This is a genomic window from Nonomuraea sp. NPDC049649, assembly GCF_040675175.1.
Lineage (GTDB): Bacteria > Actinomycetota > Actinomycetes > Streptosporangiales > Streptosporangiaceae > Nonomuraea.
Genome location: NZ_JBFAOH010000002.1, coordinates 294,193 through 317,031 on the forward strand (window position 1 = coordinate 294,193; position 22,839 = coordinate 317,031).

A 22,839-nucleotide genomic window follows, 5' to 3' on the forward strand; every position below is an offset into this window, starting at 1 on the left:
GCGCACTTCTATGTCAATGCTCATTTGTTTTAGAGAGGGCGACACAGCACTCCCCCGGCCGGGGATCCAGCCGCGCCCGGCCCGGATCGTCGCCCAGCCCGTCGAGCAGGCCCTGGCAGAGCGCCAGATTCATGGAGCAGACGAGCAGCGGATGCTCGCCCGACAGGACGTGGAACGGGCAGTTGCGCATCCGCAGGCCGCCCGCCTCGCCGTACGGCTCGTAGCCGCGCTCGCGCAGCACCTCTTCCACGGTCCGGCCGCGGCCCTGCCTGCCCAGCCGCTCCCCCTCCGCGCGGGCCGCCCGCTCGGCGCGCTCCTCGGCGCCCACCTCGTCCACCACACCGGCCAGCACGGCGGCGAGCGTCACGTAGTCGCGCGGCGGCACGCTCACCGACCGCTCCCCCGGCGCCCTGCGGTAGACCTTCGCGGGCCGGCCGCTGCCGGGGCCGCCGCGCTCCGGGCGGCGGAACCCGCTCTCCAGCAGGCCGGCCTCGACCAGCTTGTCCAGATGGTGCCCGGCGAGGGTCCGGGAGACTCCGGCGGCCTCCGCCGCCTCCTGCCTGCCCACCTCACCCCCGCGCCCGGCCACCACCTCGTAGAGACTGCGCCGTACGGGGTCCTGCAGCAGAGCCAGGGCATCGAGGTCGTCTTCAGTCACAGCCGGAGTCTAGGACGGCTCAGAACCTTCTTGAGCGTGCGGGAGCGGCCCGGCTGGAGCTCGGTGACGCGGCACCGGCTCCCCTCTTGACGACATGGACGGTGATGCCCGCCGACGCGCCGTACCGCCTGCGCGCCGCCTTGGCGTTGCCGACCACCCGCGCGGCGACCGTACGCGCCTTCCGCTTCGACGGGGCGGCCGCGTGCACCCAGGTCCCTCCCAGGTCGCCGCCCCACGCACAGCGGCGCACCTTCGTACAGAACGGCGGCACATCAGGCGCGCGCTACCTCGGCGGTGCCGGCGAGGTGCCCCTATACACAGGACGGGCGTGCCCCCCTGAAGCTGGGAGGCACGCCCGTACGGAAGGTCGTCAGTAGGCCGACAGGACGTCGACCACGAAGACCAGCGTGCTGTTGGCCGGGATGCCCTGCTGATCCTGGGCGCCGTAGCCGAGGTCCGGCGGGATGCTCATGACCACGCGGCTGCCCACCGGCACGCCCTCCAGGCCCTTCTGCCAGCCCTGGATGACCTGCGCCAGCGGGAACGAGGCCGGTTCGCCCCTGCCCCAGCTGGAGTCGAACTCCTTGTCGGTGCCCCAGATCTTGCCGGTGTAGTGGACGGTCAGCGTGTTGCCCGCCTTGACCGGCTCGCCCTCACCCTTGATGAGCGTCTTGACGACGAGCTCCTTGGACGGCTTCTCCTTGGTCTTGGTGGTCAGCGTGGGCGCCTTGTCGCCGCCCGGGCTCTCCACCTTGACGCCCTTGAGGGTCTCGCCGGTCTCCTCGCCGGTGGCGGCCGCCAGCGGCTTCGGCGGCGTGCCGACCACGTCCATCACGAAGACCTTGGTCGGCTCCGCGGGCGGGGTCTGGCCCGCCGGCGGGGTGACGAGGTCGTTGGCCATGACCGCCAGCAGCCGCCCGCCGTGCTTCATCTGGGTGAAGCCCTCGCGCAGCATCTTGGGCAGCTGATCGTTGACCGGCAGCGTCTCCGGCGTGTTGTTGTCGTAGGTGGAACCCTGGAGGGCGTTGTCCTTGCCGTCCCAGTTCCAGACGGACAGGTTGACGATGAGCTGGTCGCCCTGCTTCACCTCCGGGCCGGTGCCCGGCTCCAGGATCTTGTACGAGGACGTGGTGGCGGGGTCGCCGGAGGGGAAGGTCACCGTGGGCTTGGCGCCCACCTGGCCGGTGACCTCCACCCCCGCGGCACCGTCTCCTGCCGGAGGCGACTCGGAGCCGCAGGCGGCGGCGAAGAAGAGCAGAGGCACGGCGGCAACAGCGGCCAGAGCGCGGCGCATGGATTTTCCTCGGGAACGTACGGTCAGATTCGCGTCACCCTACCCGACGCGGAGTACGCCCGAGGTAAACCCACGCAGTCAACGTGCCGTCCCGCTCACATTCCGGCGATCAGCTTGTCCACCCTCTCGTCGACGCTGCGGAACGGGTCCTTGCAGAGCACGGTCCGCTGCGCCTGGTCGTTCAGCTTGAGGTGCACCCAGTCGACGGTGAAGTCGCGCCGCTTCTCCTGCGCCTTGCGGATGAACTCGCCGCGCAGCCGGGCCCGGGTCGTCTGCGGCGGCACCGACTTCGCCTCGAAGATCTTCAGGTCGGACGCCACCCGCTCCACCGAGCCGCGCTTCTGCAGCAGGTAGTAGAGGCCGCGCTTGCGGTGGACGTCGTGGTAGGCCAGGTCGAGCTGCGCCACCCGGGGCGACGACAGCGGCAGGTCGTACTTCTTGCGGTAGCGCTCGATCAGCTGGTACTTGGTCACCCAGTCGATCTCCCGGGCCACCAGGTCGAGGTCGCCGGTCTCGACGGCGCGCAGCGTCCGCTCCCACAGCTCCAGCACCCGGTGGGCGATGGTGTCGCCGCCGCGCCGGTCGACGAAGTCCTGCGCCTTCGACAGGTACTCCTGCTGGATCTCCAGGCTGGACGCCTCGCGCCCGTTGGCCAGCCGGACCCGCCGCCGCCCGGTCATGTCGTGCGACACCTCCCGGATGGCCCTGATCGGGTTCTCCAGGGTCAGGTCGCGCATCACCGTGCCCGCCTCGATCATGCGCAGCACCAGGTCGGTCGCGCCGACCTTGAGCAGCATCGTGGTCTCGCTCATGTTGGAGTCGCCGACGATGACGTGCAGGCGGCGGAAGCGCTCGGCGTCGGCGTGCGGCTCGTCACGGGTGTTGATGATCGGCCGGGACCGGGTGGTGGCGGACGAGACGCCCTCCCAGATGTGCTCGGCCCGCTGCGAGACGCAGTAGACCGCGCCGCGCGGGGTCTGCAGCACCTTGCCCGCCCCGCAGATGATCTGCCGCGTCACCAGGAACGGGATCAGCACGTCGGCCAGCCGGCCGAACTCGCCGTGCCTGCCCACCAGGTAGTTCTCGTGGCATCCGTAGGAGTTGCCGGCCGAGTCGGTGTTGTTCTTGAACAGATAGATGTCCCCGGCGATGCCTTCCTCGCGCAGCCGCTTCTCGGCGTCGACCAGAAGGCCCTCCAGGATCCGCTCACCCGCCTTGTCGTGGGTGACCAGCTCGATGACGTTGTCACACTCGGGGGTTGCGTATTCAGGATGGCTGCCTACGTCGAGGTAGAGGCGTGCGCCGTTGCGGAGGAAGACGTTGCTCGATCGGCCCCAGGACACGACCCGCCGGAACAAGTAGCGCGCGACCTCGTCCGGCGACAGCCTGCGCTGCCCCCGGAACGTGCAGGTCACGCCGTACTCGTTCTCCAGCCCGAAGATGCGACGATCCATCACCTCACACTATGTCCCCCGGGCAAGAATCGGGAGAGATCCCCGCCCGGTGTTTTCCACGGTCAGGGCGTGAAGATCTCCTGGACCCGCACGATCCTGCCCTTGCGGACGGTGATGAGCGCCGGTCGCTCACCGCCCCGGGCCCTCTTGATCAGGTCGGCGCGCGGGCAGCGTTTGCTTCCCAGGCCGGTCCGGCGGTCGACGGTGGCGCGGGTCATCTTCTGCCCGCAGCCCAGAGCGGACAGGAAGACCACGTTCCGGGCGATGGGCGAGGCGTAGACGCGCACGTCGCCCTCGGGCGGGCCGACGAAGCGGCCCTCGGTGTACTTGCCCTTCTTCCACTTGATCGGCTCGTACTCGGCCACGCCGCCCGCGTGCACGTAGGTGATCCAGCCGCGCAGGATGCCGTCGCGGCGCGGGTGGGGCGATCTGGTGAAGTCGTGCTCCGGGTCGGCCTGGAAGGAGGTGCCGAAGATCTTGGGTGCCTTGTGACGCGGGGCCGCGGCAGCCTCGGCGGCCACCGCGGACGTCAGGAGCGTGGCCGCGGCGGCACCGCCGGCGATGAGGCTGCGGATCGTCGTATTCACGGATCTTTCGATGATCCTTGACGGCCCGGGGTTCGCACGACCCCGGTGTGAGAGGGATCACACCGGGGTCGCGCGGGAGGCTACAGCGGGGACGAGCCGTCGTCGACCGGGCCCTCGGGACCGGTGGGCGGCGGCTTCTCGCCCGAGCCCTTGTCCGTGTCCGAGCCCTTGCCGGTGTCCTTGCCGGTGTCCTTGTCCGTGTCCTTGTCCGGGCCCTTCTCCGAACCCTCCGCGGGCGGCTCCGGCGCCGAGGCCAGCAGCTGCTCGAGCTTGGCGCGGGTCAGGCGCTTGAACTTGCGGTGCTCGCGGTTGCGGTCGAGCACCGCGACCTCCAGCTGCTCCACCGGCGGCCGCTCCCCGCCCTGCTCGGTCAGCGCCGCCAGCGCCACCTGCAGCGCTTCCGACAGCGACATCGACTCGCGGTAGCGCTCCTTCAGCCGGCCCAGCACCGCGTCGGCCTGGCCGCCCATCGCGGCGAAGCCGTGCTCGTCGAAGACCGAGCCGTCGAAGGTCAGCCGGTAGATCGCGTCGCCCTCGGGCTCGTCGCCCACCTCGGCGACCACGACCTCCACCTCCAGCGACTTGATCGACTCGGTGAAGATGCGGCCGAGGTTGGACGCGTACAGGTTGGCCAGGCCGCGGCCGGTCACGTCGGAGCGGTCGTAGGCGTAGCCGTTGATGTCGGCGTAGCGGATGCCGCCGAGCCGCAGCTCCTCGAACTCGTTGTAGCGGCCGACGGCGGCGAACCCGATGCGGTCGTAGATCTCGCTGATCTTGTGGAGCGCCCGCGACGGGTTGGGCGCCACGAACAGGATCCCGTCGACGTACTGCAGCACGACCACGGAGCGGCCCCGCGCGATGCCCTTGCGCGCGTAGTCCGCCTTGTCCCGCATGATCTGCTCTGGGGACGCATATCCGAAAGGCATGGACACGGGTGAGGGTCCTTTCTAGCGCAGCGGAGCGATGGGTCCGTCAGGAGAGATCATTCGCGCGTCCATCATCTGCTGGACGTACCCGGAGACCTGCTCATCGGTCAGCCGGCGGAAACCATCGGCGTCGACGACCGCCACGACCGGGAAGATCTTCCGCGCCATGTCGGGGCCGCCGGTCGCCGAGTCGTCGTCTGCGGCGTCGTACAGAGCCTGGATGGACATCATCACGGTGTCCTCGGCCGACGCCCCCTCGCGGTAGAGCTTCTTCAGCGAGCCCCGCGCGAAGATCGAACCCGATCCGATCGCGTCGAACCGGTCGCGCTCGTAAGGACCGCCCGCCACGTCGTAGCTGAAGATCCGCCCGCCGTCGCGGTCGGGGTCGTACGCGGCGAACAGCGGCACCACCACCAGCCCCTGCAGCGCCATCGCCAGGTTGCCGCGGATCATCGTGGCCAGCCGGTTGGCCTTGCCCTTCACCGACATCGTGCGGCCTTCGAGCTTCTCGTAGTGCTCCAGCTCCACGCGGTAGAGCCGGGCCATCTCCAGGCCGGTGGAGGCGGTGCCGGCGATGCCCATGCACGAGTAGTCGTCGGTGCGGAACACCTTCTCCACGTCACGCTGGGAGATGATGTTGCCGGACGTGGCGCGCCGGTCGCCGGCCATCACCACCCCGCCGTCGAAGGTGGCCGCCACGATCGTCGTCGCGTGCGGAACCTGGTCACCGACCGGCGTAGCCAGCACCTCGTCCCTGCGGGGCAGCAACTCGGGCGCGTACGCGCTCACGAACTCGGTGAACGAGGAACTTCCGGAGTTCTGGAAAAGCTGGCTCATCAAGCCGGTGGGCAGATTCCTCTCAGCCACGCGACTCCCTCCCAACATTCAGTGTTCCTGAGCCGACCCTACTGGTGTTGCGTCGCTGTCTGCACTTCCCACGATCAGCTCACGGCGAACCGTTCATCAGATCGTTTCTTTACACCCCGCGGGGCCCGGACTCCAACCGGAGCGCCGGAATAGGGGGCGGATACTGGCCCTATGAGGACCTGGGTCCTGCACGTCGACCTCGACCAGTTCATCGCCGCCGTCGAGCTCCTGCGCCACCCCGAGCTGCGCGGCAGGCCCGTGGTCGTGGGCGGCGACGGCGACCCCACCCGCCCGCGCACCGTCGCGGCCACCGCCACCTACGAGGCCCGCGCCCGCGGCGTCCACTCGGGCACGCCGCTGCGCACCGCCCTGCGCCGCTGCCCGGAGGCCGTCTTCCTGCCCAGCGACCCGCCCGCCTACGAGGTCGCCTCCGCCCGCGTCATGGCCGTCCTGCGCGGGTTCCCCGCCGACGTGGAGGTCTGGGGCTGGGACGAGGCGTTCCTGGGGGTGCGCACCGCCGACCCCGAGGGTCTGGCCCGCGACATCCAGCGAGCCGTACGGGAGCGCACCGGGCTCTCCTGCTCCGTCGGGATCGGCGACAACAAGCACAAGGCGAAGCTCGCCTCGGGCTTCGCCAAGCCCGCCGGGGTCCACCGCCTCACCGGCGAGACCTGGGCCGGGCAGATGCACCACCGGCCCGCCGACGCGCTGTGGGGCATCGGGGCCAAGACCGCCGCGAAGCTCGCCGATCTCGGCATCCATACCGTGGCCCAGCTCGCCGCCGCCGACCCCGGCCGGCTGGCCGCCCGCTTCGGCCCCGTCAACGGGCCCTGGCTGCGCTATCTGGCGCTCGGCAAGGGCGAGGCCGAGGTCGTCACCACCCCCTGGATCCCGCGCGGCCACAGCCGCGAGACCACCTATCGGGAGGACCTCACCGACCCCGCCGAGATTTCCGCGCAGGTGGCCGAGCTCGCCCGCCGCGTCACCGCCGACGCGGCCGGAGCGGGCCGCGCCATCATCCGGGTCACCGTCAAAGTCCGTTTCGCTCCGTTCGTCACGCAGACCCGGCAGACGACGCTTCCCGCTCCCACCACCGACCCCGGCGCCGTCACCCGCGCCGCGCTCGACGCCCTCGCCCGTTTCGCTCTTGATCGGCCCGTCCGCCTCCTCGGCGTCGGCGCCGGTTATCAGATGCCCGCCCGCACCGGTCAGGCCCGTCGCTAGGCCGCGCCGCCTCCGATCGGCGCCGCCGCTCTCGTACCCGGGGCAGATCTCGTCCGGACGCGGCGGCGCGCCCGCCCAACCGGCGGGCGTGCGTTCAGCGCAGGCCGCGGGGAGGCTTCCGGCCTCCCCGCGGCCCGCGGCTCATCCGGCGTTCCCACCCGATCTCCACTCCTTCTCGATGTCCGGTGTCGGACTACTCGCCGCCCTTCTGGACGTAGCTGCGCACGAACTCCTCGGCGTTCTCCTCGAGCACCTCGTCGATCTCGTCCAGAATGGCGTCGACATCGTCCGTGAGCTTCTCCTGGCGCTCCTGGACGTCCGGCGCCGCGGTCGCCTCGGTCTCCTCGACCTCGGACTCACGCCGCCCTGCTTGCTTCTGGCCGCCGGTGTCCTTAGTAGCCATGCCCTACCTCCATCTCGGGGGACTTGCCTCTCAGTCCATATCTTCCCCGAACGGCACGACATTTCGCGCCGATCGTCCTCTGACCATACCCGCTTGACTGGATAGTGACGCTATCCAATACTGGGGGCCCCGACGGCACAGGAGGTTCCGATGTCCCCCGCCTCGCTCAGCACGGCAGGCGTGCTGCTCATCACGGTCCCGGCGGTCGTCTTCGGCGGCGTGACGCTGCTGCGGTTCCTGATGCGGAACGTTCCCGGCTACCTCGACAACCCGGCCCGGCGCCGCCTGTGGCGGGCCGGGCACGCGCACGCGGGCGTCCTGGTGCTCTTCAGCCTCGTGGCGATGCCGTACGTGGACCAGGCGGCGCTGCCGGACCCGGTGAAGACGCTGGTGCGCCTGCTGATCGTGGCGGCGCCGATCCTGATGCCCCTGGGCTTCTTCCTGTCGGTGGCGCGGCCGTCCGACACCGAGCCGAACCGGCTCATCGGCCTGACGTTCCTGGGCGGGGCGTCGCTGGCGGCGGGGACGCTGACGCTGGGCGTCGGGCTGCTCTAGCCCGACGCCCGGCTACTCGCCGCCGGTGAGGGCGGCGACCAGGTCGGCGGCCGTGCGGCAGCGGTCGAAGAGCTCGCCGACGTGCGCCTTGGTGCCGCGCAGCGGCTCCAGCGTGGGAACGCGCTGGAGCGACTCCCTGCCGGGGATGTCGAAGATGACCGAGTCCCAGGAGGCCGCGGCGACGGACTCGCTGTACTGGCGCAGGCAGCGGCCGCGGAAGTAGGCGCGGGTGTCGGTGGGCGGGTTCTCGACGGCGCGCTGGACCTCGTCCTCGGTGATCAGCCGGTGCATGCGGCCGCGGGCCACCAGCCGGTTGTAGAGGCCGCGGTCGGGCCGGATGTCGGAGTACTGCAGGTCGACGAGCTGGAGCCGGGGGTGCGACCAGGCGAGGCCGTCGCGGCTGCGGTAGCCCTCCAGGAGCTCCAGCTTGGCGACCCAGTCGAGCTCCTTGGACAGCTGCATGGGGTCCTCGGCGAGGCGGGTGAGCACCGACTCCCACCGGTCGAGGATGTCCTTGTTCATCTCGTCCTGCGCGGTCCCGCGCTCCTCGACGTACTTGCGCGCCTGTTCGAGGTACTCCATCTGGAGCTGGACGGCGGTGAGCTTGCGGCCGTCGCGCATCGGGATCTCGTAACGGCACGACGGGTCGTGGGAGACGGCGCGGAGCGCCTGGACGGGGTTCTCGACGGTGAGGTCGCGGGTGAGGAACCCGTCTTCGATCATGGCGAGGACGAGCGCGGTCGATCCCAGCTTCAGGTAAGTGGAGATCTCCGACATGTTGGCGTCGCCGATGATGACGTGCAGCCGCCGGTACTTCTCCGGGTCGGCGTGCGGCTCGTCGCGGGTGTTGATGATCGGCCGCTTGAGCGTCGTCTCCAGGCCCACCTCGACCTCGAAGAAGTCGGCGCGCTGGCTGATCTGGAAGCCCTCGCCGCGCGAGTCCTGGCCGATGCCGACCTTGCCGGCGCCGACGACGACCTGCCGGGAGACGAAGAACGGGGTCAGGTGGCGGACGATGTCGGCGAAGGGCGTGGCGCGGCGCATGAGGTAGTTCTCGTGGCAGCCGTAGCTGGCGCCCTTGGCGTCCGTGTTGTTCTTGTAGAGCTGGATCGGCGAGTTGGACGGCAGGGCGCCGGCCCGCTGCGCGGCGTCGTACATGACGCGCTCGCCCGCCTTGTCCCAGATGACGGCCGCGCGCGGGTTGGTGCACTCCGGCGTCGAGTATTCGGGATGGGCGTGGTCGACGTAGAGCCTGGCCCCGTTGGTGAGGATGACGTTGGCGAGGCCGAGGTCCTCGTCGGTCAGCTGGCTGGGGTCCGCCACCTCTCTGGCGAGGTCGAACCCTCTGGCGTCGCGCAGGGGATTCTCCTCCTCGAAGTCCCACCGCGCCCTGCGCGCCTTGGCCGCCGAGGCGGCCAGGTACGCGTTGACCACCTGTGAGGAGGTCACCATCGCGTTGGCGCCTGGCTGACCGGGCACGGAGATGCCGTACTCGGTCTCGATACCCATCACCCGACGCACCGTCATGCGCACCCTCTGTTCGTCCGGATCTGTCTATCCGCCGTTTATATGCCCGAGCCTATGCCCTTCACAGTGCCCCAGGGTCACAGAGTTATGGCACCGTCGTCCTTTCCCCCTGCACATCCCCCTGCACCGGGGGCGTGGCGGCGTCCTGCCGCGCCCGCCGGGGCCTGAGCATCCGCTGGATGGGGCGCTCAGCCAGAACATATATCGCATACGACGCAAAGAGGGCGATAGCGGTGGTGAAGAGGGCGGTGAACCAGGGCGGCAGCCCGCTCGTGAGCGGCGGAATGAGCACGACCGCGATGACGGAGTGGAACAGGTAGAGCGGGTACGTGGTCGCGCCGAGCGCGGTGAACACGGGACGCGCCCGCATCCGCACCAGCCCGAGCGCCACCAGCGCCATGACCAGATAGATCAGCGTGACGGTGATGACCACGCTGGTGTCGGTGACGGGCATGTTCTTGAACCCGGCCAGCTCGATCCGGCCGCGCACCCGTTCCAGCGCCGCGTGCAGGGACATGCCGTACGAGCCGAGGACGTAGATCCAGGGCAGCCAGGCGCCGCCGTGCTTGTGGATGAGGTAGAGCGCCATGCCGGCGATGAAGTACGGCGCGTACCGCGGCATCAGGATTTCGCTGAGCACCGGGTTGCCGAGCAGCTCGGCGCCGAGCGCCCCGGCCAGCCACACCCCGCAGAAGACGAGCACGCGGCCGTAGGTGACGCCCACCACCACGAGAATGCTCGCCAGCAGGTAGAACCGGAGCTCCGCCCAGAGCGACCAGTAGACGCCCGAGGCGTCGCCCACCTTGACCAGCCGCTGGAACATGGTGGCGTTGACCAGATAGTCGCCCGCGGAGAGCTTGGGGTCGAGCGCCTTGGCGTCGGTCAGGCCGTAGACGGCGGCGACCGCGATCAGGCTGAGCCAGTAGGCGGGATAGAGCCGGATGAACCGGGACCGCGCGAAGGACCCGAGGCCGCGCCCCCAGATCGTCATGAGGATGACGAAACCGCTGATCATGAAGAACAGCTCGACGCCGAGGATGCCTAACCCGGCGATCGGCGCCACGGCGGGGAACAGCTCCGCCGGCCGGTCCCCCCAGACGGACGCGTAGGCGACCAGGTAGTGGAATGCCAGCACGGCCAGGGCGGCGATGAAGCGCAGCAGGTCGAGTTCGGCCAGGCGACCGTCCCGGGGTGACCGCTTCGGCCGGTTCTGTTGGTGCACGGCGACTTAGACGTGCCACTGATCGTTTCGGTTCCCTTCCGTCACATCTGTCACTCTGGTCCCCCTTGTAAGCAAAGCTCCGGGGCCGTCCGAGGGGCTGCGCCTGGTTTCGGACCGGTCCGGAGACCTGTGATTCCGGGGCCGTCCGGGGGCCCGTGTCCGACTCCTGGGCCGTCCGAGAAAATGACGATCACCCCGTACGTCCCGGAAGGAACCATCCCGTGACCCCGAACGACCGCCCCTCGCCTGCGCGCGCCGCCGAAATCCTCCGCGCCGCCCTATCAGCGGTGGAGGCGAACGGCATCCCCGCCGCCACAGGGAGCGACGCCGCCGCCCTCGCGGGAACGTTGCAGCGCATCGCAGCCGCCTGCCCCGGCGAACTCGCCGTATCCGTCCGCCCCGCCGTCCCTCTCTCCCCCGCGGACACGCCCCTCCACCAAGCAGTCCCGCCCCACCCCCACCCCGCCCACACGGAGACCGCGCACGCCGACCCTGCACACGCTGGGGCCGCACACACGGGAACGGCCACCGGCCCCTCCGGCACCAGCTCGGCACCCGCCGCGTCCTCCCCCACCAACTCGGCGCGCATGGGGACGGACACCGACCCCGCCGACACGAGCTCGGCACCCGCCCCACCCTCCCCCACCGGCACGGCGCACACCCACCTCTCTGACCCCGGCCACTCCCACACGGGTGCAGTGTCCGGCGGGTCGCTAACCGGAGAGGAGGTGTTCGCTGCGCTGGCGTGGAACGAGGACGTGGAGATGCCGCTGGCCAGCGTGGGCAAGCTGTTGCTGCTGGCCGAGGTGGCGAGGGGCATCGACGGCGGGACGCTGGACCCGGAGGAGCCGGTGCGGCTGCACGAGGACGACTACTGCGGCGGGTCGGGGCTGCTGACGGGCCTGTCCGCACGGACGTGGACGGTGGGCGATCTGGCGCTGCTGACGGCGGCGGTGAGCGACAACACGGCGACGAACGCGCTGCTGCGCCATGTGGGCCTGGACCGGGTGAACGCGGGCGCCAGGGCGCTCGGCCTGACCCGGACCCGGCTGCTGGACCGGATCCGGGAGCCGCGCGGGCCCGAGCACCCGCCGGCGTTCGCGGTGGGCACCGCCAGGGAGCTGGCGGGGCTGGTGGCGGGCGCGGCGGGGTGGCAGCGGGTGATGCGGGAGTGGATGCTGGCCAACACCGATCACGGGCTGGTCCCCGCCCTGGTGCGGCACGATCCGGAGGGCCGCAGGCTGGCGAACAAGACGGGCACCGACGACGGCGTCCGCTCGGATGCCGGGATCATCGGTTCTGTCGCGTACGCGGTCCTGGCGTGCGGCCCGGCCGGGTCGGACGCGGGCCTGGCGCGGGCCGTGCGTCAGGCGGGGGCTCTGGTCATCGCCGCGTCCGGAACGCTCCCCTGAGACGGCAGGAGCCGCCGCCCGGCGTGCGGGCGGCGGCTCTTGATCGGGTTGTTACAGGTACTGGCCGGTGTTGGCGACGGTGTCGATGGAACGGCCGGCCTCGGCGCCCTGCTTGCCGGAGACGAGCGTGCGGATGTAGACGATCCGCTCGCCCTTCTTGCCGGAGATGCGGGCCCAGTCGTCGGGGTTGGTGGTGTTGGGCAGGTCCTCGTTCTCGGAGAACTCGTCGACGCAGGCGGCGAGCAGGTGCTGCACCCGCAGGCCCTTCTGGCCGGTCTCGAGGAACTGCTTGATGGCCATCTTCTTGCCCCGGTCGACGATGTTCTGGATCATCGCGCCGGAGTTGAAGTCCTTGAAGTAGAGGACTTCCTTGTCGCCGTTGGCGTAGGTCACCTCGAGGAAGCGGTTCTCCTCGCTCTCGGTGTACATGCGCTCCACGACGCTCTGGATCATGCCCTGGATGGTGGCCTCTCGGGAGCCGCCGTGCTCGTTCAGATCCTCGGGGTGGAGCGGGAGGTCGGGGACCAGGTACTTGGAGAAGATGTCCTTGGCCGCCTCGGCGTCCGGCCGCTCGATCTTGATCTTGACGTCCAGGCGGCCGGGCCGCAGGATCGCCGGGTCGATCATGTCCTCGCGGTTGGAGGCGCCGATGACGATGACGTTCTCCAGGCCCTCGACGCCGTCGATCTCCGACAGCAGCTGGGGCACGATGGTGTTCTCGACGTCGGACGAGACGCCCGAGCCGCGGGTCCGGAAGATCGAGTCCATCTCGTCGAAGAACACGATCACCGGGGTGCCCTCGGAGGCCTTCTCGCGGGCTCGCTGGAAGACCAGGCGGATGTGCCGCTCGGTCTCGCCGACGTACTTGTTGAGCAGCTCCGGGCCCTTGATGTTGAGGAAGAAGCTCTTGCCTTCCTGGCCGGTGCGCTCGGCGACCTGCTTGGCCAGCGAGTTGGCGACGGCCTTGGCGATGAGCGTCTTGCCGCAGCCGGGCGGGCCGTAGAGCAGCACGCCCTTGGGCGGTCGGAGCTGGTGCTCGCGGAACAGGTCGGAGTGCAGGTAGGGCAGCTCGATGGCGTCCCTGATCTGCTCGATCTGCCGGGAGAGGCCGCCGATCTCGTGGTAGGAGATGTCGGGCACTTCTTCCAGGACGAGCTCTTCGACTTCGGACTTGGGAATGCGCTCGTACACGTAGCCCGAGCGCGGTTCGAGCAGGAGTGAGTCGCCGGCTCTTATGGGCTGGCCGATCAGCGAGTCGGCCAGGCGGACCACGCGCTCCTCGTCGGCGTGCGAGATGACCAGGGCGCGCCTGCCCTCGTCGAGGAGCTCTTTGAGCATGACGATCTCGCCGACCTCTTCGTAGCCGAGGGCCTCGACCACGTTGAGCGCCTCGTTGAGCATGACCTCCTGGCCACGCTTCAGCGAGTCGACGTCGACGGACGGGCTGACGTTCACCCGCAGCTTGCGGCCGCCGGTGAACACCTCGATCGTCCCGTCTTCTCTGGCCTCCAGGAAGGTGCCGAAGCCGGACGGCGGCTGCGCCAGCCGGTCGACCTCCTCCTTGAGAGCGACGATCTGGTCCCGGGCTTCCTTGAGGGTTGCCACCAGGCGTTCGTTCTGGCCGGTGACGGCCGCGAGGTTCGCCTGTGCCTCATGGAGACGCTCTTCAAGGACCCTGGCCTGACGGGGTGACTCGGCCAGCTTCCGCCTCAGCGCGGTGATCTCCTCCTGGAGGAAGGAGACCTGTGTTGAAAGATCAGCGACCTCCCGTTCGCGCTGCGCGGCTCGAGCCTCAGCATCATCGCGAGCTGCCACGCCCCGTCACCTCCTTCCCAGTCGAGGGCGACTACTTAGGACCTTACCTATCTCGGGCCCCTCCGTAACCTGGCCGGGCAGTGTTCGTACAGTGACAACAAGTATTCGGCGAATAATCCCCAATAGGGCGTTTAATACTCCCAGCATATGAACACGGTGATCTGTTCCCGTGTCACGCATCGGCGCAGCCTCGTGGCCAAATCGTCATATTTCCTCGGTGGTTCCCTTCGGTCTCCGGCGGCGCGGCGGCGGGGTCACGCCGTCGGCCATGCGCCTGGCGGTGACGAGGAAACCGGTGTGCCCGACCATCCGGTGATCGGGCCGGACAGCCAGTCCTTCGACATGCCAGTCGCGAATCAGGGTCTCCCACGCGTGAGGCTCGGTGAAACACCCGTGATCGCGAATGGCCTCGACCGTTTTGGACAGTTGCGTGGTGGTGGCGACGTAACAGCAGATCACGCCGCCCGGCGTGAGCGCCTTGGCCGCGGCGTCCACACACTCCCAGGGAGCGAGCATGTCCAGGATCACCCGGTCGACGTCGGACTCGTCGATCGAGGAGACGAGGTCGCCGACGACGAGCCGCCAGTTGACCGCCGCAGGGCCGTCCTCGCCGGAGCCGAAGAACTTCTCCACGTTCTTGCGCGCCACGTCGGCGAAGTCCTGGCGTCGCTCGTACGAGGTCACATGCCCTTCGGGGCCGACGGCGCGGAGCAGGAAGCAGGTCAGTGCGCCGGAGCCGACGCCGGCCTCGATCACCCGCGCGCCCGGGAAGATGTCGGCCATGCCGACGATCATCGAGGCGTCCTTGGGATAGATGACGGCGGCGCCGCGCGGCATGGCGAGCGTGTAGTCCTGCAGCAGGTGGCGGAAGGCGAGGTACGGGGTGCCGCCGGAGGAGCGCACGACCGAGCCCTCGGGCTGCCCGATCAGCTCGCTGTGGGGGATGGCGCCCTTGTGGGTGTGGAAGACGCCGTCCTCCTTGAGCGTGATCGTGTGGCGCTTGTTCTTGGGGTCGGTGAGCTGCACCTGATCCCCGGGCCGGAACGGCCCATGCCTGCGGAAACCCATGGCGGCAAGGTTATAGGGCTTTCGGACGGCTTCCGACGCGCGATATCTATGGGGGATGCTCCCCCGTGAGATCATCGCCGTCGGCTCCCTGGTGCTGCGCCCGCCGGTGGAGGCGGACGCGCCCGCGATCCGGGCCGCCTGCGACGATCCGCTGACCGCCCGCCGCCTGCCGCTGATCCCGTCCCCGTACACGCTGGAGGACGCGCACGCGTACGTGCGGCGCGCCGAGGCGGTGTGGGAGTCGGGCGGCGCGGAGTTCACGATCACCGAGGACGGGCGCTACGCCGGCTCGGCGGGGGTGACGCCGCTGACCCCCCACGGATCGGCGCGGGTGGAGCACGTCATCGCGCCGGAGGCGCGCGGGCGGGGCGTGGCCGGGGCCGTGGCGCGCGGGCTGACGGAGTGGCTGCTCGACCACGGCGTGGAGCGGGTCGAGCTGGAGGCCGAGATGGAGGACCTGCCCGCGCTGCGGGCCGCCTACCGCGCCGGGTTCCGGGAGGAGGGGCGGCGGCGCGGCGCCAAGGCGCTGCGCGACGGGCGGCGGGTGGACCTGGTGACGTTCGCCCGGCTCGCCCGCGACGGCGGCGAGCCGGTGGAGCAGGCGCTGCCGTTCTTCGACGGCGGCTTCGAACGCGGCGAGCTGGGCGACAGGGTGGTGCGGCTGACACCGCTGGCGGCGGAGGACGCGGCCGACTTCCACCGGATGCTGGGCGACCCGGGCGTGGCCCGGTTCGGGGTGGGGCCGGCCGCCTCACTGGAGGACGACGAGCGGCGCTGCCGCGCCACCGGCTACCTGTGGCTGTCGGGGCAGCGGATCGAGCTGGCGGTACGGGACGCGGCCGGCGGGGCGTTCGCCGGTCACCTGCAGCTCATCAACGGCATGCCCGCGTTCGGGGAGGCCATGCTGGGTTACTCGCTGCTGCCGGAGTTCCGGGGCAGGGGGCTGATGACGCGGGCGGTGCGGCTGCTGTCGGACTGGGCGTTCGCGCGTACGTCGCTGCACCGGCTGGTGGCGGGCACCGACGCGGCCAACACGGCCTCTCAGTCGGTGCTCGAACGCGCCGGGTTCGTGCGCGAGGGGGTGCGGCGGGAGTTCTTCCCGCAGCCGGACGGGCGCCGCACGGACGAGGTCTCGTGGCTCCGGTTGCGCCCGAAAAGGGCGATTTCCTCTTGAGGTCTGGTCAAGGGTCGCCCCGCGGGTGATACTCCGGGTCACCGCTCCTGAGTGTCACGTGATCGGGCTGCGCCTCCGAGCTGACGAGGGAATGCCGCGATGCCGCTTGACCGTGCCGAAGTCGCCATGCGTGAGCTCGTCTCGACCTTCGCCTGCCTGGACTCGGCGGGGCTGATGGACCGGCTGGCCCGGACCGCCGCCGCGATGGTACGGGTGGGCTACGCCGGGTTCGTCCGGGTGGATCCGCTGCGGGAGGAGGCGTGCGCCGTGATGACCCACGCACCGCCCGGCGACCCGCTGCGGATCGCGGCGTGGCTGGCCGAGTCGGGGGTGCTGAAGGAACTGGCCGCGTCCGCGGGACCGGTGCTGCTGGCCTGCCAGTGGCCCGCGGGGGCGCCCGGGTTCCTGGCGACGCCGGTGGCCACCGCCACGTGCGACCACGCCTTCCTGTGGGCGGCCGGGCGGGACTTCGACGACCGCGACGAGCACCTGCTGGGACGCTTCGCCACCGCCGCCGGGCGCGCACTGGAGGCGTCCGGCGGCCTGGAGGCCGCCGCCCGCCTGCTCCGCGCCGTGCAGGCCCTCCCCGGGCCCTGCCGCGCCGATCCCCGCTGACGCCGGTCAGGCCCGATGGGCCTGGAGGCGGAGAGTACGCGACACCGACCCGCACGGTCGCGCCCGTGCCCCGCCGAAACCGGTTCAGGCCCGGTGGGCCTCGAAGCGGAGGGTACGGGAGACGCCGACCCGGACGGTCGTGCCCGGGGCGATGGTGACCGGCTCGTTCGGCGGGATGTCGTAGAAGTTCGGGTCGCCCGGCGGCTGGATCTGGGTGCCGTTGACCGATCCGAGGTCGACCAGGTTGACGTCCCAGCCGTCGAGCGCCACCCGCAGGTGGCGGCGGGAGACCGACCCGTCGGGGCTGGTCACCTTGGCCGGGCGGGCGCTGCCGCCCGCGACCTCGGGCGCCCGCTCGGGGTCGCGGCCGAGCAGGTAGTCGGTCTCCAGCGGCAGTGTCGTGCCGTCGTCGAGGACGAGGACGCCCAGCGACGGGCGCGGCCCTTTGTAGGGGACGAGCGCGCGCTGCACGAGGGCGATGCCGCACACCGCGCAGTAGGGCGCGCGCGGGTCGTTGAAGTGGTCGTTGCTGCAGTCGACGCCGTAGACGTGCGGCCGGTCGCCGTGCTCGGCCTGCTCCTGCGCGGGCTGCTGGTCCTGCGACGGCGGGCCCATCGGCGGGTGGAGGTCCTGCGACGACGGCCCCATCGGCGGAGGGAGGTCCTGGGGGCCGCCCATGAGGGGCGGGGCGGGCTCGTAGTGGTCCTGCGGCGGCGCGCCCATGGGGCCGGGCTGCTGCTGCTCGTAGTGGTCCTGGGGGCCGCCCATGGGGCCGGGCTGCTGCTCGTACTCCGGCACGGTGCCGTTGCCCGGCGGCGGGCCGGAGTGGCCGGGCTCCTCATAGGAGGGGAACGGCGGCGGCTCGGAGCGGGGGGCGTGGTCGGCGATCGGCGCCGGCTGAGGCTGGGAGTGGGGCTGCGGCTGGGGGCCGGAATGAGGCTGCGGGCCCGAGTGGGGCTGGGGGCCGGAGTGGGGCTGCGGGCCCGAGTGGGGCTGGGGGCCGGAGTGGGGCTGCGGGCCCGAGGGCGGCTGGGGAGGCAGCGGCGGCGGCTGGTCGGCGCCCGACATCGGGTAGGGCGGCGCCTGCGCGGGCGCGGGGGGCTGCTCCTGGCGGGGCATCAGGTCGGGCTCGAAGTGGAGCGCCGTGTTGGGCATCTCGCTGGTGAGCGGCCGGGACTGGGCCGCGCCCTGGGCGGTGAGCTCGCCCGCGATGCCGCCGCCGTGGACGACTCCGCCCTCGAAGCGGACTGCCGGGTGGGGGTGGCCCGCGCCGGGCAGGGCCAGCTCGACGCGGTCGACGGGACCGGCGATGAGCCGGTCGGCCCAGGTGAGCGAGTCGCTGCCGGACAGGCGCGTCTCGCCGGACGGGCCGATGACGTGGGCGGAGGCGGCGCCGCTGACCAGCACGGCCACGCCGTCGCCGACGCGGCCCGCGACGGCACAGGTGGCGGGGTCACCGGTCATGGTGGCGGCGAGCACCTGGGCGGCCCGCCGCGCGAGCGCCCGGCCGTCGCCGCCGGACGCGGCGGTCTCGCGCAGCGCGTCGATGAGGCGGGCGCCGGAGGCTTCGTCCACGTCGCACACCAGCAGCAGGCCGCCCTCGTACGCGACGAGCCCGTTGCCGGGAAGCGGCCGCACCGTCCCGAAGCCCTGGTCCGTCATGAGTCCTCCCACATGACCGTGCTGAGCTCGGTCACTCAACTGTCCTTCCCGGAAGCAGGCGATGCCGTGGTGCGCGGACCGCCGTGCTGGCCACCAGCCATACGCATACCCAGGCGCCGGGACCACGTCGCGTCTCGATTCGGTGAACCGGGGGACGTGGTAAACCCGTCAACTGTGCAAGTTTGGCCAAACAGCACACTATCGGGCTAGACGTCCTGTCTTCGAATCGCGGGGCGGCTAGATCACCGGAGATGACATTAGTGGTGGCGCGCCGCAGATTCGAGTGGGACAAATCAGACGCCGGTGAAGACCCGGTTGACGTCGGCGGTGGACAGCACCCCGTAGATCTCGCCGCCGCGCTCGACGAGGAGGTACTCGCCCGCGGGCGCCTCGCGCATCGCGTCGATCAGCGGCTCGCCCACGAGGTCGGCGGCGAGGACCATGGACGGCTCCAGGGTCTTGGCCATCGAGCCGACGTTCACCCAGGGGCGGCGGTGCTCCGGCGTGGCCTGCACCGCCGACTCGTTCACGATGGCCAGCGGGCGCCCCTCGTGGTCGACCACGACGAGGGCGCCGGCCCGCTGCTCACCGGCCCGGCGCAGCGCCTCGGCGAGCGGCGTCTCGGCCGTGACCGGGATCGCCCTGCGGGCCAGGGTGCGGGCGTTGACCTGCGGGATGCGGGCGCGGATGCGGGCCACGCGCAGCGACTGGGTGGCGCCCATCCAGATGAAGGAGGCCAGCACCAGCGGCCAGATGAGGTCGCGCAGGTCGATCTCCTGCCCGGTGGCCGTCGCCAACGCGAACGGGGTGGCCACGAGCAGCACGGCGAGGATCCGGCCGCCCCAGGCGGCGGCGACGGTGCCGGTGCCGGGGTTGCGGGCCAGCTTCCACACTCCGGCGCGGAGCATCCGGCCGCCGTCGAGCGGCAGGCCGGGCAGCAGGTTGAAGATGCCGACGATGAGGTTGGCCACCCACAGCTGCCAGATCAGCACCTCGGCGACTCCCCCGCCGTCGACGAGGTAGACGTCGGCGAGGTAGCCGACCCCGGCCAGGCCGAGGGAGAGCGCCGGCCCGGCGGCGGCGACCATGAACTCCTTGCCGGGGGTGGGCGGCTCCTTCTCGATCTCGGAGACGCCGCCCAGCAGGTAGAGGGTGATGCGGCGCACGGGCAGCCCGTACCACTGCGCCAGGACGCTGTGGGCCAGCTCGTGCAGCAGCACCGACACGTACAGCAGCACCGCGAACGCGAACGCGACGCCGTAGGCGGCGGCGGTGCTGATCTCGGGCAGCATGTGACGGAAGGTGTCGCCGAACAGCCAGGTGATGAAGGCCGCGACGAGGAACCACGTCCACGACACGTAGACCGGGATGCCGAACGGCTTTCCCATCCGGAGACCGGAGAACTCCTGCCGCGGGCTCTGCTCGCTCACCGCACTCCTTGCCGTCGACCCTGGCTGCGCCTGCCTCGATGCCTGCCTCGATGCTACGCGCCGGATCAGGTGATCCAGGACGCGTGGCCCTATTGTGCCGGGCCGATCGCCGGAGGCAATGTGTCAGGCCGGTGTCCTAGAGTGCCGTGCATGACGCTGACCGAGCCGGTGATCATCGGAGCCCTCTCCCCGTCCCGGGCGGGCGACTTCATGACCTGCCCGCTGCTCTACCGGTTCCGCGTGGTCGACCAGCTGCCGGAGAAACCGTCGCCGGCGGCGGTGCGCGGCACGGTCGTGCACGCGGTGCTGGAGCGGCTCTACGACCTGCCGGCGCCGGAGCGTTCGGTCCGCGCGGCGCTGGAGCTGCTGGAGCCGCAGTGGTCGCGGCTGCTGGCGGAGGACCCGCAGCTCGGGGAGATGTTCGCCGACGACGACGAGCAGGCGGCGTGGCTGGGCCAGGCGCGCGAGATGCTGGAGCGCTACTTCACGCTGGAGGACCCGACCCGGCTGGAGCCGGCCGAGCGCGAGCTGTACGTGGAGGCGGTGCTCGACGGCGGGCTGATGCTGCGGGGCTACGTCGACCGGCTGGACGTGGCGCCGACCGGCGAGGTCCGGGTGGTCGACTACAAGACGGGCAGCGCGCCGGGGCCGGACTTCGAGGCCAAGGCGCTGTTCCAGATGAAGTTCTACGCGCTGGTGCTGTGGCGGCTGCGCCGCCGGGTGCCGCGGCTGCTGCAGCTGGTCTATCTGGGCGGGCGGGGCGAGGTGCTGCGGTACGCGCCGGACGAGGCCGATCTGCTGGCCACCGAGCGCAAGGTGAAGGCGCTGTGGCAGGCGATCGAGCGGGCGCTCGACACCGGCGAGTGGCGGGCGCGGCGCAGCCGCCTGTGCGACTGGTGCGATCATCAGGCGCTCTGCCCGGAGTTCGGCGGCACTCCCCCGCCGGTGCCCGACCGGCAGCCGGGCGACACGGTGCGCGGCAGCCGGCGCGCGGCCACCGACGAGTTGTAGCCCGCTTCTCCTCCTGGAGGAGGAGGCTCCCCCCGTTCACCTGGGCCTACAGTGAAAGCCGTGCGCGCTGACCGAACGACGTTCCATGACTCGGTCCTGGCGGTGGCGGCGGCCGTGGTGTCGCTGTCGCTGTTCCTGGTCCAGGACGTCGACCGGCTTGAGGCGCGCGGGCTGGTGGTCGAGGGGCTGCGCGGCCCCGACGCGCTGGGCGGGGTCCTGGTGCTGGCGGCGTGCCTGCCGGTGGCGGCGCGCAGGCGCTGGCCCCTGGCGGGCCTGTGCGCGAGCCTGGCACCCGAGACGCTGCTGTCGGCCCTCGGCTACGGCTACGGGCTGGGCGGGGTGCCCGCCCTGATCATGCTCTACTCGGTGGCGTCCTGCCGCGGGCTGGCCACGGCGCTCGGCGGGCTGCTGGTGTCGCTGGCGGTCTACGCGGTGGGGGCGGCCGCCGGGCCGGTGCGCACGGCCCACTGGAGCGACCATCTGATGATGGCGGTGGTGCTGGCGGCGGTCTGGGGCGCCGGCCGGAGCCTGCGGCTGCGCCGCGCCTATCAGGCGGAGCTGAGAGACCGGGCGGCGCGGCTGGAGCGGGCGCACGCGGCCGACACCCGGGCGGCGCGGGCGGAGGAGCGCTCCCGGATCGCGCGGGAGCTGCACGACGTGGTGGCGCACCACGTGTCGGTGATGACCGTGCAGGCCGCGGCGGCGCGGCGGGTGCTGGCCTCGGACCCGGAGGTCGCGCGGGAGGCGCTGGCCGCGATCGAGCAGACCGGCCGGCAGGCGATGTCGGAGATGCGCGACATCGTGTCCGTGCTGCGCGGGGACGCGGACGCCGAGCTGGGGCCGCAGCCGGGGGTGCGGGACCTGCCCGCGCTGGTGGAGCAGATGACGGAGGCGGGCCTGCCGTCGCGGCTGTCGGTGGAGGGCGAGGGCGGCCCGCTGCCGGCGGGCGTCGACCTGGCCGCCTACCGCATGGTCCAGGAGGCGCTGACCAACAGCTTGCGGCACGCGGGCCCGGGCGCGAGCGCCGTGGTGACGGTGCGGCACCGGTGGTGCGAGCTGGACGTGCGGGTGGTGGACGACGGGCGCGGCGGGGCCGCGGAGCCCGAGGAGCCGGGTCTCGGGCTGGTCGGGATTAGCGAGCGGGTGGCGCTCTGTGGTGGAATTCTGAGCGTCGGCCCGAAATCGGGGGGCGGTTTCGAGGTGCGGGCCAGATTCCCGTTGAAGGACGGATCATGACGATCAGGGTGCTGCTGGTGGACGACCAGCCGCTGCTGCGCACCGGTTTCCGCCTGATCCTCGAGGCCGAGCCGGACATCACGGTCGTGGGGCAGGCGGGCGACGGCCACGCCGCGCAGGAGCAGACGAGGGCGCTGCTGCCCGACGTGGTGCTGATGGACATCCGCATGCCGGGGGTCGACGGCATCGAGGCGACCCGCCGGATCGTGCGCGACGCGCCCCGGCTCTCGGCCTCGGCGCACGTGCCGAAGGTGCTCGTGCTGACGACGTTCGACCTGGACGAGTACATCGTGGAGGCGCTGCGGTCGGGGGCTTCGGGGTTCCTGCTGAAGGACGTGCCGCCCGACGAGCTGGTGCAGGCGATCCGGGTGGTGGCCGCGGGTGAGGCCATAGTGGCGCCGAGCGTCACGCGCAGGCTGCTCGACCGGTTCGCGGCCCGGCTGCCCCCGGCCTCCGAGCAGGCCACTCCCGCGAAGCTGGACCGGCTGACCGAGCGGGAGCTGGAGGTGCTGCGGCTGATCGCCAAGGGCATGTCCAACGCGGAGATAGCGGCCAAGCTGGTGGTCAGCGAGACGACGGTCAAGACGCACGTCGGCAACGTGCTGACCAAGCTGGGGCTGCGCGACCGCGTCCAGGCGGTAGTGCTGGCCTACGAGACGGGCCTGATCACCCCGGGCGCCATGTCGTAGCGGCGCCCGG

22 protein-coding genes are annotated in these 22,839 nt (G+C 71.3%); 8 read left to right on the top strand and 14 right to left on the bottom strand.

The annotated features are described in order from the left end of the window. Positions 1-13: 13 nt before the first annotated feature. From AB0J42_RS04625 to prcB, 7 genes are all read right to left on the bottom strand, one after another. Complete coding sequence (locus AB0J42_RS04625; RefSeq protein ID WP_364288858.1) at positions 14-658, bottom strand: helix-turn-helix domain-containing protein; 645 nt, start codon at positions 656-658, stop codon at positions 14-16. Between the two features lie 19 nt (positions 659-677). Next, positions 678-908, bottom strand: a complete 231-nt coding sequence (locus AB0J42_RS04630; protein WP_364288860.1) for a hypothetical protein — start codon at positions 906-908, stop codon at positions 678-680. Positions 909-1,028: 120 nt separating this feature from the next. Next, the gene (locus AB0J42_RS04635) at positions 1,029-1,952 is read right to left on the bottom strand and encodes an FKBP-type peptidyl-prolyl cis-trans isomerase (RefSeq protein WP_364288862.1); all 924 of its coding nucleotides are present in this window, start codon (positions 1,950-1,952) and stop codon (positions 1,029-1,031) included. Between the two features lie 95 nt (positions 1,953-2,047). Then, positions 2,048-3,406: a Pup--protein ligase gene (pafA, locus tag AB0J42_RS04640; RefSeq protein ID WP_364288864.1), complete on the bottom strand. Its 1,359-nt coding sequence runs from the start codon at positions 3,404-3,406 to the stop codon at positions 2,048-2,050. Positions 3,407-3,468: 62 nt separating this feature from the next. Continuing rightward, the gene (locus AB0J42_RS04645; protein WP_364288866.1) at positions 3,469-3,993 is read right to left on the bottom strand and encodes a hypothetical protein; all 525 of its coding nucleotides are present in this window, start codon (positions 3,991-3,993) and stop codon (positions 3,469-3,471) included. Positions 3,994-4,073: 80 nt separating this feature from the next. Further along, positions 4,074-4,919: a proteasome subunit alpha gene (prcA, locus tag AB0J42_RS04650; RefSeq protein ID WP_364288868.1), complete on the bottom strand. Its 846-nt coding sequence runs from the start codon at positions 4,917-4,919 to the stop codon at positions 4,074-4,076. A 21-nt stretch (positions 4,920-4,940) separates the two neighbouring features. Further along, positions 4,941-5,756: a proteasome subunit beta gene (prcB, locus tag AB0J42_RS04655; RefSeq protein ID WP_364289123.1), complete on the bottom strand. Its 816-nt coding sequence runs from the start codon at positions 5,754-5,756 to the stop codon at positions 4,941-4,943. 201 nt (positions 5,757-5,957) lie between these two features. On the opposite strand from prcB, the gene AB0J42_RS04660 reads away from it, so the two are divergent. Further along, positions 5,958-7,010 (top strand): DNA polymerase IV, encoded by a 1,053-nt coding sequence (locus AB0J42_RS04660; RefSeq protein WP_364288870.1) that lies wholly within the window; start codon positions 5,958-5,960, stop codon positions 7,008-7,010. A 193-nt stretch (positions 7,011-7,203) separates the two neighbouring features. Here AB0J42_RS04660 and AB0J42_RS04665 read toward each other — a convergent pair whose 3' ends face one another. Next, the gene (locus AB0J42_RS04665; RefSeq protein WP_364288872.1) at positions 7,204-7,413 is read right to left on the bottom strand and encodes a ubiquitin-like protein Pup; all 210 of its coding nucleotides are present in this window, start codon (positions 7,411-7,413) and stop codon (positions 7,204-7,206) included. Positions 7,414-7,563: 150 nt separating this feature from the next. Here AB0J42_RS04665 and AB0J42_RS04670 point away from each other — a divergent pair, with 150 nt between their 5' ends. Beyond that, entirely contained in the window at positions 7,564-7,968 is a 405-nt protein-coding gene (locus AB0J42_RS04670) for a hypothetical protein (protein WP_364288874.1), read from the top strand. 12 nt (positions 7,969-7,980) lie between these two features. Here AB0J42_RS04670 and dop read toward each other — a convergent pair whose 3' ends face one another. Together dop and AB0J42_RS04680 are read right to left on the bottom strand one after the other, a co-directional pair. Then, positions 7,981-9,495 carry a depupylase/deamidase Dop gene (dop, locus tag AB0J42_RS04675; RefSeq protein ID WP_364288876.1) on the bottom strand — a complete coding sequence of 505 codons (1,515 nt, stop codon included), beginning with the start codon at positions 9,493-9,495 and terminating at the stop codon, positions 7,981-7,983. Positions 9,496-9,580: 85 nt separating this feature from the next. Then, a complete protein-coding gene (locus AB0J42_RS04680; protein WP_364288878.1) occupies positions 9,581-10,717 on the bottom strand; it encodes an acyltransferase in 1,137 nt (378 codons plus the stop codon). Between the two features lie 728 nt (positions 10,718-11,445). Between AB0J42_RS04680 and AB0J42_RS04685 the strand changes: the two genes are divergently transcribed. Then, a complete protein-coding gene (locus tag AB0J42_RS04685) occupies positions 11,446-12,129 on the top strand; it encodes a serine hydrolase (RefSeq protein ID WP_364288880.1) in 684 nt (227 codons plus the stop codon). Between the two features lie 51 nt (positions 12,130-12,180). Here AB0J42_RS04685 and arc read toward each other — a convergent pair whose 3' ends face one another. Continuing rightward, positions 12,181-13,944, bottom strand: coding sequence for a proteasome ATPase (gene arc / locus AB0J42_RS04690; protein WP_364288882.1), 1,764 nt, complete (start codon positions 13,942-13,944; stop codon positions 12,181-12,183). 204 nt (positions 13,945-14,148) lie between these two features. Beyond that, positions 14,149-15,012, bottom strand: a complete 864-nt coding sequence (locus AB0J42_RS04695; protein WP_364288884.1) for a tRNA (adenine-N1)-methyltransferase — start codon at positions 15,010-15,012, stop codon at positions 14,149-14,151. Positions 15,013-15,067: 55 nt separating this feature from the next. On the opposite strand from AB0J42_RS04695, the gene AB0J42_RS04700 reads away from it, so the two are divergent. Together AB0J42_RS04700 and AB0J42_RS04705 are read left to right on the top strand one after the other, a co-directional pair. Next, on the top strand, positions 15,068-16,186 hold the full coding sequence (locus AB0J42_RS04700) for a GNAT family N-acetyltransferase (RefSeq protein ID WP_364288886.1): 1,119 nt from the start codon (positions 15,068-15,070) through the stop codon (positions 16,184-16,186). 99 nt (positions 16,187-16,285) lie between these two features. Continuing rightward, positions 16,286-16,801 carry a hypothetical protein gene (locus AB0J42_RS04705; RefSeq protein WP_364288888.1) on the top strand — a complete coding sequence of 172 codons (516 nt, stop codon included), beginning with the start codon at positions 16,286-16,288 and terminating at the stop codon, positions 16,799-16,801. A gap of 84 nt (positions 16,802-16,885) precedes the next feature. Here AB0J42_RS04705 and AB0J42_RS04710 read toward each other — a convergent pair whose 3' ends face one another. Together AB0J42_RS04710 and AB0J42_RS04715 are read right to left on the bottom strand one after the other, a co-directional pair. Beyond that, positions 16,886-18,463, bottom strand: coding sequence for an FHA domain-containing protein (locus AB0J42_RS04710; RefSeq protein ID WP_364288890.1), 1,578 nt, complete (start codon positions 18,461-18,463; stop codon positions 16,886-16,888). Positions 18,464-18,756: 293 nt separating this feature from the next. After that, on the bottom strand, positions 18,757-19,893 hold the full coding sequence (locus AB0J42_RS04715; protein WP_364288892.1) for a site-2 protease family protein: 1,137 nt from the start codon (positions 19,891-19,893) through the stop codon (positions 18,757-18,759). A gap of 150 nt (positions 19,894-20,043) precedes the next feature. On the opposite strand from AB0J42_RS04715, the gene AB0J42_RS04720 reads away from it, so the two are divergent. The 3 genes from AB0J42_RS04720 to AB0J42_RS04730 are packed head-to-tail and all read left to right on the top strand — an operon-like array spanning position 20,044 to position 22,829. Further along, a complete protein-coding gene (locus AB0J42_RS04720; protein WP_364288894.1) occupies positions 20,044-20,904 on the top strand; it encodes a PD-(D/E)XK nuclease family protein in 861 nt (286 codons plus the stop codon). Between the two features lie 60 nt (positions 20,905-20,964). Continuing rightward, on the top strand, positions 20,965-22,140 hold the full coding sequence (locus AB0J42_RS04725) for a sensor histidine kinase (protein WP_364288896.1): 1,176 nt from the start codon (positions 20,965-20,967) through the stop codon (positions 22,138-22,140). Continuing rightward, positions 22,137-22,829, top strand: coding sequence for a response regulator transcription factor (locus AB0J42_RS04730; protein ID WP_364288898.1), 693 nt, complete (start codon positions 22,137-22,139; stop codon positions 22,827-22,829). The genes AB0J42_RS04725 and AB0J42_RS04730 overlap by 4 nt, the downstream gene beginning before the upstream one ends. Positions 22,830-22,839 lie beyond the last annotated feature (10 nt).